The following is a 13,191-nucleotide window of genomic DNA, read 5'->3' as shown; positions in this document are numbered from 1 at the left end:
AATCACATTCTTCTGCTTATTGCAAACATTTGGATCGCCGTTCAGGTTAAGATTAAACAAATAGCCCTGGACAATCCAGGGCTTAGAATTATTTGCAGCTCCAAATTCGATAATTTAATCTATTCTTATGCCAAGCGATTTATCAAGTTCCTTATAGATCCTTTCTATTTCTCTTTTTAAGATTTCAGAATTTTCATCAAGCCATCCATGATTGTACCACTTATAGTACGGCGTGTTAATTATTTTCCAACCAGCCCTTCTGAGCATTTCCATCCTTTCGATATGGCTTTCTGAATAGTTTCGACCATCTTCAACAAAATGATGTACTCCATCAACTTCTACCGCAACATAATGACCATTTCGAGGATTATAAACTACAAAATCCAGCCTCTTACCACAAGACTTTACCTGATTGAATATTTTAAGTTCAGATACTTCTTTTCTCCCTTGTATGTACTCATTTAGGTATTTGAATACGATTTTTTCAAATTCCGATTCCATTGCCATTAAGTCCAGCTTCCAAACTATTGGTGATGTAAATTTCTGTTGCTCGGTACTACCAAAGACATTGGGTTCAAATCCAAAATTGCTGAAATATGCTCTCGTTAAAGCAAAATTATCAGGTACACTTGAATAAACAACAAAGGTAACGTACTTAGCTCTGCTAGTTGCAACGTTAAATCGATTTTTATTCTCATAGAATGTTGAACTCCTCGATGAACTCTCATCCAAAGCCAATGAAAGTATCATTATATCTCTTTCATGACCTTGCAACTCTTCAGGAGTTCCTGTAATAATATCATGTTTTCCTGTAGTATCAGGGTCGAATGTTTCATAAATTAGGTCTTTGATTAGTTCTACTTGATTTCTAATAAACGATACCACACCTATGGTAAAATCCTTTGGTACCAAATGATGGAGTTCAAAGTCTTTGCATTTTCTATACTTGATAAGTTCAGTAATAATCTCTATTACTTTCTCAGCCTCTTCAATAACAGTTTTATCGCTTTGTCTCCTTCCGTTAACCTTTATTGGGAAGAAACACGTTAATGAAATCTTTTCAGGTGTTTCAGTCATTATTTTAAGCTTTCCCTCATAGAACTTCTCGTTGTTAAATTTAGCCAAGGCGGGTAGGGATCTAAAATGCTCATCCAACATCGTACGAGGAAGTGCTAAAGCTCTCTCGTCCTGCATTATGAAATCTAATATTGAAGAAGTTGTTACAGTAAGCTGTTTTGCACGAGCTTCCTGATATGTCAGGTTGTTTGGACGATACTTTTCCCACGTCAGTCTGTCAAGATTCTTGCTAATAAGAAAATCTAACCCTGTGGCATTTAGGTTGAGTTGCTTATGATCACCAACTATACATATTTTCTTTCCCCTATAAAAAGCGGGAATAATTTCAGCTAAGTTAACTTGTGAAGCTTCATCGACTACAACTAAATCGAACATATTTGCTTTCACCGGTAAAATCTCTGTGAGATTCCTGATTTCAGAAATCCACACAGGAAATACTTCCAATATCTTTTCCCAGTCGATATATGACTGGTATTCTTTAATTAGTGTTGGTTTCTTGTACGATAAAAGCTTTGAAAAATACTCTATCTGCTCACGAGATGTACGAATACCTTCCAAGATTCTAACTTGATTCTCCAGCACTATATAGTGCCTTTTCAAGTCCCAAAGCTCTTTCTTTATCCTTGATATTTCCTCTTGTAAAAAGGCCGGGTCCTTAATTGTTGTGCGACGAATACTTAGATTCAGAGAACCAACGTTGATAATGTCTTGAAGAAATTGGTGGAAAATCCTTCTTTTGAGAATGTTTAATATTACTCTTCCACTAAGTTTAACAGGTGATATTTTCATGACAACCTTTCCAAGGTTTATTTTGTAAAGTATTGTGACCCTATTTTCTGAAATGTTGTCAAGCTTTCTCGCTAGCACAGATAGCTTTGATATTTTCTTCAAGTTGTCATCAGATACGTTTGCTAACACCTCCTTTGACAAATCATAGTTATAAGCATATCTGAACTTGTCTTTCATCTTTTGAAGCTCATTGCTTAAATTGATAAAGTGCTTCTGTTTTCTTAAACTTTCTTCATACTCATTCTGAATCCTATTAAGATCAGTAATCTTTGACTGAAGTTGATTTTCTATTTCTTGCTTCTTGGTTCTTATAGTCTTAATTCTCGATTCCAAGTAATACGGATTAGAATATTCATTCAGTAGAGATTTCAATGAATCTTTAAGATCAGCTTTTGTTTGTTTGTCAAAGTATATGAGCGGTAAAATCTTTAAGTTAGAGTCATTATTCTTCAAAACACCTTCTACTTTTTCTTTTACAACTTTTACTGCCGGTGGTTTTTGTGATACAACAAGGACTTTTCTTCCTGTTAATATTGCCGCTAAAACCATTGCAGAAATCGTGTGAGACTTTCCGGTACCTGGAGGACCTTGAATGTAGCTCATATCGTGGCTGAAAGCATTTTGCAAGGCTCTCACTTGTGCCGGTGACAAGGGAATTGGCATAAGTTTTTCTATAACTGTTGATATATTTTCAAATTCCTCTGGTTCATACTCGGTACGTTGAATATCGCTGAAAAAGGAACCGTTCAGCAATTTCTCAAGCACTCTATTCTCAAAGCTCTCATTTTTTCTAACTTCATCGATCAATCGGCTTAAAGATTGATAGGTAGATATTTCATTGGGAACCTGAGCCATGAATAAATATCCTTCGTTTAAGAAGAGAATTTTGCTTGATTTGTAAAGAAAATCCAATCTATCAATCCATTCATGATCTTCAAAATCTTTTGAATGTAAGGTATCATTTTCAGGTAAATTGATTAAACACGTTTTGGAAACATCAAATATGTCTTTGAAATCATTCAGACTGTCTTGTAATAGTTTGAAAGCTTTTTGACCAAATTCTAAGAGCTCGGAAATTCCGCTTATGACTGATAATTTATCCTCTATGTCACTTATAGCTTCAATTTCTTTCTCTAACTCGGGGTCAACATACTCTTCCTCATCATCCGCAACAACTCGTTTTTTGTCAAGTAACTTTGAAATTAGGTCATAGTTGAGTACTGACGATGAAACGTCTATGTATAAAGAAAAACCACTTCCTTTATAAGCTTCAATTTCGCACTCAGCAACTAAAAATGGACCAGCATATTTCCTTTGACCAAATACACCTCCTACACCGAGAAACAACTTCTTATCTGAATATTTTTCCAACGTCGGATAGATTTTGAGGAGTGCTTCATAAAGTCTACTATTCCGCCTGATATCAACAGTATCTTCTGATACCACTTTAAACTCCTGACTGTTAGATATCGGAATCACGTAGCTGCCCATTCCCCTTCTCTTAAGGGCGTTCGTAAAAATCTTAGCAAAATCTGTTTTGGTTCCGATCTTCCTGCTTATGTCACGTAAATAGGCTATGTAATTTATTATAGTCTCATTCTTTGCTTGTTCCATTTCCATCAACCCACTCTGAGAGATCTAATGGTTCGTTTAGAACGTCCCTGAGTCTTTGAATTTCTATCTTTAGCATTTCCGTTTGTGAAATCAAATCGCTCGTTCTAGTATTTAATTCAAGTAACTCTTTTAGAGTTTCTTGGTATTGTTCAAGAATTTGGTTTTGCCTTAATAATTTAGAATCTACTTCTTCTATTCGACTCTTAGTTTCATCCAAGGAATTAATTATTTTGGATATATTCAGTTTTGTTTCATCAAATCGTTTAGAAACGTTTTCTCCGATTTCTTTCAGCTGTCTTTCTATAGTTTCCTTATTTTGTTCGAAAATTTGGTTTAGTCTAATAAGTTTAGAATCAATCTCCCCTATGTGATTCATGGTATCATCTAAGGAGCTACCTATTTCTGATAAGTTTGTTTTTGTTTCATAGAATTGGTTAGAAACAGCTTCCTTGAGCTCCTTCAGTCGCATCTCTATGGCTTGTAACCTTAAGTCCACAGTATTTAGTACTTCACTCCTTTGTTCAATGCGCTGAACAATTTCGAATAATTGCTTTGATGATGAATGAATTTCTAACAACATTTCTCTTGTTTTCCTTATGGCAAAATAAATCACGACGCCATAGGCAATTGCAAGTACTAGAGTAACAACAGAGATAATTACAGAAAACATCATATAACCAACTAGCGAATCAAGAGACATAATATCAATCCCCTTTCAGATACAATACTGTTTCACTTTGCCTGTTTCAGTTTATATCTATATGAATTTTATCACTTTTGACTTGTTAAAGTCAATCACAATTAATTTTATTGAAATCTTTATATTGCTTAGAGATAAAGTTAGATTCTTAACAATAGGTGTATAATAACTCTGAACAAGGTGAATATCCCTATGATTGTCATTGTGAGGTTGTACGAGATGAAGAGAAGTCCATTTCCTGCTATTTTCGTCTTCGTTATTTTGCTGACAACACTTTCATTCCCCCTCGATTTCGTCCTCTTTGGTCACAAAGATGCCGTTTGGGAGCTCCAAACAGACGGTAATTTGATTTATTCAGTAAGCGCAGATGGAACGTTAAAAGTGTGGAGTAAGGAGCTCGTGCTCCTAAACACAGTTACAACTCACAGTAGCTGGGCAAGGTGCGTTGCGCTGAGTGATAAATATATAGCTGTTGGAGGGTATAAGCCAGATAATGAGATTAGGGTGTACGATAAATCGAACCTAAAATTCCTCTATACGTTAAAGGGGCATACAGCTTCTGTTTTTACGCTATCTTTCTACAAGAACTATCTGTTTTCAGGCGGTTCGGACAACAGTATCTTGGTATGGAAAGATTTCAAGCTTTTTAAACGTTTGAAGTACCACGATGCGTGGGTACGCAAGATCGTTGTCTTTGGTGATTTCTTAGTCAGCGGAGATGAGAATGGGCGTGTTGTTTTTTCCAACATAGCTGATTTTTCTTTGGTGAAAATGTTCGAGTTGGGTTCTATGGTTAATGCGATGAGTATTATGGAGAGTTCTCTCATCGTGGGAACAGCAAATGGTACTGTTTATGAGTTTCAGATAGTTGGCAGGGATGTTAAATACAGAAAGGTACTTTCTTTGGATTCACCTGTCGAGGCAATCGATAGTCAAGGTAACTATCTTTATGTTTCACAGTTGGGCAGTGTTTTTTTATTTGAGAAGAAAGCTGGATCTTTTAAGAAGATGCGTAAGATTAATGTTTCGCCATCGGAGGTAAGTACTCTGAAGGTTGTTGGAGCAACGATTTTTGCAGGCAACAGGCAGGGGGAGATATATTCATATTCAATTACGGGTGATTATAAAGCTAAGTCGCCAAGGCATTTCTTCTCTTCAGCCAAGATAATAAAATCCTACAAGAATAATGAACTTATCGTTGCAAGGGAAAATGGAAATGTTGAGAATTATTCCATTCAAACGGGTTTGCTTAAATGGTCATACAATATAGGCACATCTGCACGATTCGTTGCTGAGGCAAAGGATGAAATCGTAGTCGGCTCAGGCTCTGGAAAGCTCTTTTTATTGAAAGGCGGAAAATTGACTGCGTCTATCGTAACTGAAGACGCTTTAATCAGTTACCTAAAGCTCAAAGATAATCTCTTTTACGTAGGCTCACTCGGAAAAGTCTATTTGCTCGAGAAAACAGACAGGTGGAGCATTAAACCTGTCTTAAAACTCGAGGGCGAGTGGATAACGGCTCTATCATACAGTGGCAATGTGATATACATAGGCACAAACGCGGGAAATGTATACACTTTTGATACAAAAAACGGAAAGGCTTCGAGAATTTACAACTATCCAAGTTGTGCTGTTTCTATCTTGATGGTGAATAGCAGTCTTTATGCTTTCTTCTTCGATGGCAAATACGCTATCTTTGACGGCAAGAGCTGGCAGCTCAAGAATTCCGAAATTTCTCCACTCTACAGTGTATATTTATCCGGAAAAGATCTCGTATAATAAGTTCGGTAAAAATTAAAATTGGTCTTTGAAAATTGAATGCATATTTTTTAACACCTCTGGTAAAATAGTTTCAGGTTGCCCCTCCTTGAGACTTTGTTCTCTTAAATAAGATTGCCTAACTAGAGTACAGCTTTTTACTTGCCGGAAAATGTTTTGCCTCGTTTTCTTATGTACCGCGAGGTTGTAAGGCTGTACTCAATCCGGAGGTGATTCCTTTGGCTATTTTAGCTATTGATGTCTCAAAGAACTATCTTTCTTTCTTTTCTGATTTCATCGGTAGTGGGACTGTTGAGAACTCTCCTCAAGGTATTGTTGAACTTTTTAACAAAGCTTTTGCTTCTTCTTCCGATTTTTCTCTTGTCCTTGAATCAACTGGTGTTTTTTCTTTTAATGTCGCTAACTTCTTCTTTCAAAACAACGTACCTGTCTTTTGGGTTAAAACTGATAACATTAAGCTCTATCGCAAAATTCTCAATCGTCCTAAAACTGACAAAATCGATGCTGAACTTATTTTCTCTATCGCTTCTAAATTTCCTGAGTCTTTAGTCCCTTTTGTCAATAACTCATATATCATCTCTGAGCTTCGTAATCTCACCAGACTTTATTTAAAGTTCAACGAAGATATCGCTCGATTGAAACTTAGGCTCTATTCGTATGTTTCTCTTTATTTCCCTAAACTTGACTTTAAACTAAATAAGACTTTCGAATGCCTGCTTAAAGATTATACAATCGAAGAAATCGCAAACATGCCAATTGAAGAGTTATTTGAATATATTGCGAAAATTTCCAGACACAATGTCTCTTCACAAGTCTTAGCAGAAAAACTCCAAACTCTTGCTAAAGATGCCTTGAGGTTGTCTGTTAATCCTTCAAACACTCTGAGAATATCTATTGTTTCCACTATCGATTTGATACAGCACTATGAAAAACAAATCGAACTAGTAAAGAAAGAAATAAGTAAATTACTTAAAGTAATTTCGAACACACTAACAACAGTCAAAGGGATAGGAGAAATAACTGCAGCTGGAATTATAGCCGAAATAGGAGACATCAATCGTTTCGAAAAAGCCTCAGCGTTAGCATCATACGCAGGGCTTGTATGGACAATCAATCAAAGTGGAAATTACAAATCAGAAAACAACCAACTAACGAAAAAAGGGAACAAGTATCTAAGAACATACCTAGTAATGGCAGCGAACGGAGTAAAGACATACGATCCTGTATACAAAGAATATTATCGCAAAAAGTACGCAGAAGCAACAACACACAAACACATGAGAGCGCTAATATTAACTGCAAGGAAATTAGTAAATTTAGTGTATTATTTACTAAAGAACAACGTACCGTATGTACCGATGAAATAGGTAAAAAGAACGAAATCAAGTATGTGAAGAATGAAAGTGAAATATTAAGTTATTGAAAGTCAAAGTGTTGACTAGGTTTTTTATTTTTCTATTTTTTCTCCTCTTGACTTATTACCGGAAATCTCTAAGGTGAAGTTGTGCATATATATTTTCTCACATTTTTTGAAAATTTTTACACCTTTTTGGAAACGTTTCAAAAAAAGAAATAAATAATAAAAAAATTAGATTTGAGGTGTTATAATTTTAAATAAATTACGTCGAAAAATTCTCAAAAAATTTTTGGGGGTGATTTTATGGAGAATTTAAAAATAGCCATTATCGGCGCTGGTAGTGCTGTTTTTTCTATGAAAATTGTCTCCGATCTGTGCAAAGTTCAAAAATTAAAAGGTTCGCATGTTGTACTTATGGATATCGATGAAAGAAGGCTTCATAACGTGTATGTTCTTACGAAGGAATTATCTCGAGTATTTGATGCAAATCTTGACATTGAAACAACAACTGATATGCAAAAAGCCATAGAGGGAGCAGATTTTGTAATTAACACCGCTATGGCTGGAGGTCACGATTACCTTGATAAAGTTAGAGCAATTGGTGAAAAGCATGGGTATTATAGAGGTATCGACGCACAAAATTATAACTTCGTTTCTGACTATCTTAATCTAACAAATTGGAATCAATTTTCACTTTTTTTGAAAATAGCTAAGATGATTGAAAAATTTGCACCTAACGCCTGGTATTTGCAAGCTGCAAATCCAGTGTTTGAAGGTACAACCCTGGTTTCGACGCAAACATCAATAAAAATGGTAGGCTTTTGTCACGGGCACTATGCAGTTGAGAGTTTGGCCAATTTAATTGGGGTGAAAGAATATGATTGGCAAGTGGGTGGTGTCAACCACGGTATTTGGCTAACAAAATTTACAACAAAAGATGGGAAAGATCTTTACCCGGAAATCGATAAATACAAAGGTAAAATTCAACACAAGCCATCAAATCCATTTGACGACCAATTGTCACCTGTTGCATGGGATATGTACGATTTTTATGGACTATTCCCAATAGGCGATACTGTGAGAAATTCGACATGGAAATACCACAGGGATTTAGAAACAAAGAAAAGATGGTATGGTGAACCATGGGGTGGTGCCGATTCGGAATTAGGTTGGAAATGGTATGTAGAACAATTATACAAAGTTGTCGAAATCATCAACCAATTTGCAACAGCTATCGAAAATGGTCTTACGTTGGAAAAAGTAAAAGATTCCATGAACTTAATGCCTTGGCTAGAAGATGATTGGAAAAACATGGTTAATGAATTACTTGATAGTGAAAAACTAAGTGGCGAACAGCATGTTCCATTTATTGATAGCGTTGTGAATGGTACAAAAAGGCGATTCGTCGTTAATATGATAAACAAAGGTAAGATAAAAGGTATAGACGATGATGTTGCTGTTGAAATATGCGCATGGGTGAGTGGTGAAAATATCGAATTTGAAGAAACACACCTACCAGAGAGAGTTATTAACTGGTATATAAAGCCAAGAGTTTTATTAGCTAAACAAGCGCTTGAGGCGTTTTTGAAAAAAGATACAAAACTCGTCGCGGATATAATTGAACGGGACTGGAGAACAAAAAGTAGTGAGCAAGTTAAGAAATTAATCGATGAACTTTATCCGTTTGTAATTGCAGAAATGAAAAAGATAATCGAAAATTAAATTTGCAAAAAACAAATGCGGGCATTTCTATGCCCGCATTTTTGTATTTTACTCAATTCTTTCCACTTCTATTCTATCTATTAATCTTTCTACATCTGCTTTTCTACACAATCTGGTACCAGGGGTCATAACTGCTGCAGTTCCCGCGGCATTTGCCCATCTTAACGCTTCTTCATCGCTTGCATCTTCTGCCTTTTTAAAAACAAATCCAGCTAGGAACGAGTCACCCGCGCCTACGGCACTTTTTACATTAACTTTTATTGTTTTTGTGAACAATACTTTTTCTTTTGTGATAAGATACGCACCCTCTCCACCAAGTGTAAGCAGAATACCTTGAAGCTCGTGGATGTCTATAATTTTCTTTGCTTCACTTATTATTTCCTCACGAGTACTTACGTGCTTTCCAATAAGTCTTTGAAATTCATGTAAGTTAGGCTTTATATAGTCAGGTTGACCGATTAGTCCTGCTTTTAGCTTGTCTCCATCAGCATCGAAGTAAACAGTTGCTCCCCATTGCTTGAGCGTAAAGATAATCCCCGTGTAGAATTCTGCAGCAACGCCTTTCGGAAGACTACCTGAAACTACAACAACATCTTTTTCTCGAACAAGCGCTTGAAGAACTTCGAGGACAACTTGTAGTTTTTTAACGCTAATCTTTTCCCCGGGCATACTTATTCTATACTGCCCTTTGTTTGACTCTAAAATTATATTCATCCTCGTTTCTTGAGGAACTCTGATCGAGCTGTATATAACCCCTTCCTTGTCAAGCATCTCTTCGAGTTTTCTGCCAGTATCTCCTCCAACGAGTGCGATAGCTATAGAAACTCCTCCAAGTTCTCTGATAACCCTCGAAACATCGATACCTTTTCCTGCAGGGTAATCAACTATTTTCTTTGCCCTTATAGTATCATCAACGATCAAATCATCAACATAAATGTACCTATCAAGGCATGGATTCATAGTTAGAGTGAAAATCATAAAAATTGCCTCCTTTGAATAGTTTAACATAGTCTTACCAAAATTATACTATATTAATACCAAAGTGTGGTAAAATTGATTCGGGAAATTTTTAATTTTTAACTCTTTTGGAGGTTTTGAAAGAAAATGAGAAAAAATATAAACAAGATTATTTATTTTACTATTATCACCACTGTGTTAATAATAGTACCATATACATTTTTGAATTTATACCTAAATTCTTTTGTGGAAACATTTAAAAGTACCTTTCAAAGAAATGTTGAATTATTTTCAAATTCTATATCGCTCAGTTTTTTCCAGTGGGACGAAATGTATGATGCTGTGATTAATGATGATAAAAAATTTTTAGTGGAACAATTCGAGGGAATTACAAAAAATTACCCCTTTACGGAAGAGGTACATATTGAAAATAAAAAACCAGAATTTGACTCTTTGTATAAAATTTCATCTGACCAAACAAAGATATATGTGGAATTCAAAATATACGATAGCTTTGGTGAGAAAAATATCCAAGACAAAGTAGCTATAGCTGTATTTTCTGCACAAAAAATAGTCGATTACATGGGAGTAAAGAATTTGGAAATTAATAAGTTTGGCAAACCTTTTGTGTACAATCTGCGCTATTACATAAAACCAAGCATAGCCGATATAAGTATCGCTTTAAGTGTTTTTTCCATAGTATTGTTGTTACTAATTTCTGTAGTTCTCATAGCAGAGAGAAATTACAGAAAAGTGGAAGAAACTCACAAAAAAGCCTTGCAAGCAATTAGTGAACTTTCCCAATCTTTACTTAAAGGCGTTCTTGAGCCTACATATCAATTATTGCTTGATTATGCTGTAAAAATCATTCCTGGAGCACAAGCGGGAAGTGTATTGACAAAAGAAAATGACTTTTTTGTTTTTTCCGCGGTAGTTGGATATGATTTTGAAACACTTTCAAAAATAAAACTCAAACCAGAAGAATTGGCTCAAGGATATACAAGAGAATTAAAGATAATAAAGAGGATTGGAAGTTTCGATAAACAGAATTTACCTGATGAGAAAATTGAACAACTGAGAGATTCTGGTAAAACAGAAGAGATAAAATCAACATTAGCCATTCCAATAGTAATTAACAATGAAATAGTAGCTTTTCTGAATTTAGATAACTTTGAAAGTGAAAATGCTTTTGGTCAGCTTTCTGTAGAAATAGGGAAAACATTCGCTAATCAGTTGGGATTGATATTCGAAAAAATTTGGAATATTTAGCACTACACGATCCGTTAACCGGATTACCAAACAGAAGATTTCTTGAAATTGAGCTGGAAAGAATGTTAACGCTTGCTCAAAGAGAAAATAAATATGTATGCTTATTATATTTAGACTTGAAAAAATTTAAACCTGTAAACGATAAATACGGTCATGATGCAGGAGATTACGTTCTAAAAGTTCTAGCTGAAAGATTTAGAAACGTTGTAAGGAAAAGTGATTTTGTATCAAGGGTAGGTGGGGATGAATTCATATTCTTGCTTTACGACTGCAAAGATTATATAAATTTCTTAGAAAGAATATTAGGAGAGATTGAAAAAGATGTATTTTACAGCTATTCTAAAAAAATTTCAGGAAATTTTGGCATAGCTATCTATCCCGATGATGCAAAATCACCTGATGATTTGATTATGAAAGCCGATATGGCTATGTACTATGCCAAGACAAATGATTTAAAATTTTACTTAGCAAAAAATATAGAAATTAAACCTCAAGATAGCAAGGAAAATAATAACAATAAGTTTTAGCTAATTGACTTTATATAAAATAAATGGTAAAATCTTTTTGAGGGTTTTACCATTTATTTTTATTGGCTCTATAATAAATATTGGGGTGGGTAAAAAGGAAAAAATATAGCACTTATTCTGAATGCCTGCTATAATAAAAACTGTTTTATGACAAAAAAAACACTCAAAAAGAAAGGAGGCATCCAGAATAAGTGCTCAAATCTAATTATATCACTGAACTTTTAAAATCGAAAGATATTATTCTTCACCAAATGAATGAGAATGAAAGTGAAATAGAACTTCACATAAGTCAGGTACAAAAGCCCCACAAATGTCCTAAATGTGGTAATATTACAAGTAAGGTACATGATTATCACACACAGAAGGTAAAAGACGTACCTATAATGGGCAAGAAAACATATTTGATTATAAGAAAGAGAAGATATGTCTGCAAAGCATGTGGGAAGAAGTTTTTTGAACACATAAGTTTTTTAGGCAAATCTCAAAGGATGACAAATAGACTTGCAGCATATATTATAAGTCAACTTGGAAGTTTAACAAGTATGAAGGAGGTAGCAAAATACACAAATGTTTCAGTGACAACAGTTATGAGATTGTTTGATAAAGTAAATCCAGGTCAAACTGTAGATGAGTTTTCTTCTGAAGCAATATGTGTAGACGAGTTTAAAGGCAATGCAGGTGGAGCAAAATATCAATGTATATTTGTAGATCCTGTAAAAGGGCAAATAATCGAGATTTTGAAAGATAGAAAGCAAAATATTTTAATTGAGTATTTTAAGAGGCTGAAAGGTAGAGATAAAGTAAAATATTTTATCTGTGATATGTGGAGACCATTTGTAGAGGTAGCAAAAACATATTTTAAAAACGCTAAAATAGTGATAGACAAATTTCATTTTACCCGATACGTTTATTGGGCTTTAGAAAATGTGAGGAAAAGGGTACAAAAGGAATTAGGAAGTAATTTGAGGAGATATTTTAAGAGGAGTAGGAAGTTGTTATTGAAGAATTATGAAGAACTTGAGCCTGAGCAAAGAGAAGAATTAGAAGTAATGTTTTGGTATAGTCAAGATTTGAGGAAAGCCCATCAACTCAAAGAAGAATTTAAGAGAGTGTTAAAGAGCAGTAATTCTGAAGAAGCAAGACTCGTATTAAAAAAGTGGATAGAGAGAGCAGAGCAAAGTGGACTTTCTGAATTTATGAGATGTGTAAAGGTTTTTAGGAGCTGGTTTTCTGAGATAGTAAATGCATTTGATGTTCCATATACGAATAGTACGACAGAGGGTTTTAACAACAAGATAAAAGTATTAAAGAGGAATGGATTTGGATACAGGAATTTTGAAAGATTCAGGAAGAGGATTTTGTACAGTTGTGGTAGATAAGTTGAAAAAGTTGAATATTTA

At 34.7% G+C, this 13,191-nt stretch carries 9 protein-coding genes; 6 read left to right on the top strand and 3 right to left on the bottom strand.

All coding sequences use genetic code 11. The features are described 5' to 3' along the window. Window positions 1-114 precede the first annotated feature (114 nt). On the bottom strand, window positions 115-3,480 hold the full coding sequence (locus FNOD_RS07095) for an AAA domain-containing protein (RefSeq protein ID WP_011994511.1): 3,366 nt from the start codon (window positions 3,478-3,480) through the stop codon (window positions 115-117). Then, window positions 3,461-4,180, bottom strand: coding sequence for a hypothetical protein (locus tag FNOD_RS07090; protein WP_011994510.1), 720 nt, complete (start codon window positions 4,178-4,180; stop codon window positions 3,461-3,463). The genes FNOD_RS07095 and FNOD_RS07090 overlap by 20 nt, the downstream gene beginning before the upstream one ends. A 219-nt stretch (window positions 4,181-4,399) precedes the next feature. Between FNOD_RS07090 and FNOD_RS07085 the strand changes: the two genes are divergently transcribed. The 3 genes from FNOD_RS07085 to aglA all read left to right on the top strand — a co-directional run bounded on the left by FNOD_RS07085 (window position 4,400) and on the right by aglA (window position 9,038). Continuing rightward, window positions 4,400-5,959, top strand: coding sequence for a PQQ-binding-like beta-propeller repeat protein (locus tag FNOD_RS07085; protein ID WP_011994509.1), 1,560 nt, complete (start codon window positions 4,400-4,402; stop codon window positions 5,957-5,959). Between the two features lie 218 nt (window positions 5,960-6,177). After that, window positions 6,178-7,326: an IS110 family RNA-guided transposase gene (locus FNOD_RS07080; RefSeq protein ID WP_011994508.1), complete on the top strand. Its 1,149-nt coding sequence runs from the start codon at window positions 6,178-6,180 to the stop codon at window positions 7,324-7,326. 293 nt (window positions 7,327-7,619) lie between these two features. Continuing rightward, on the top strand, window positions 7,620-9,038 hold the full coding sequence (gene aglA / locus FNOD_RS07075) for an alpha-glucosidase AglA (protein ID WP_011994507.1): 1,419 nt from the start codon (window positions 7,620-7,622) through the stop codon (window positions 9,036-9,038). A 48-nt stretch (window positions 9,039-9,086) separates the two neighbouring features. Here aglA and FNOD_RS07070 read toward each other — a convergent pair whose 3' ends face one another. After that, window positions 9,087-10,016, bottom strand: coding sequence for a 1-phosphofructokinase family hexose kinase (locus tag FNOD_RS07070; RefSeq protein WP_011994506.1), 930 nt, complete (start codon window positions 10,014-10,016; stop codon window positions 9,087-9,089). 126 nt (window positions 10,017-10,142) lie between these two features. Between FNOD_RS07070 and FNOD_RS07065 the strand changes: the two genes are divergently transcribed. From FNOD_RS07065 to FNOD_RS07055, 3 genes are all read left to right on the top strand, one after another. Further along, window positions 10,143-11,264: a GAF domain-containing protein gene (locus tag FNOD_RS07065; protein WP_011994505.1), complete on the top strand. Its 1,122-nt coding sequence runs from the start codon at window positions 10,143-10,145 to the stop codon at window positions 11,262-11,264. Beyond that, the gene (locus FNOD_RS07060) at window positions 11,252-11,791 is read left to right on the top strand and encodes a GGDEF domain-containing protein (protein ID WP_011994504.1); all 540 of its coding nucleotides are present in this window, start codon (window positions 11,252-11,254) and stop codon (window positions 11,789-11,791) included. Before FNOD_RS07065 ends, FNOD_RS07060 begins: the two co-directional genes overlap by 13 nt. A 191-nt stretch (window positions 11,792-11,982) precedes the next feature. Next, window positions 11,983-13,170, top strand: a complete 1,188-nt coding sequence (locus FNOD_RS07055; protein ID WP_011993536.1) for an ISL3 family transposase — start codon at window positions 11,983-11,985, stop codon at window positions 13,168-13,170. Window positions 13,171-13,191 lie beyond the last annotated feature (21 nt).

This window comes from Fervidobacterium nodosum Rt17-B1 (genome assembly GCF_000017545.1).
In the GTDB taxonomy this organism is placed as follows: Bacteria; Thermotogota; Thermotogae; order Thermotogales; family Fervidobacteriaceae; genus Fervidobacterium; species Fervidobacterium nodosum.
Note: the sequence above shows the minus strand (reverse complement) of the source record. Positions and strands in the feature narration are given on the sequence as shown.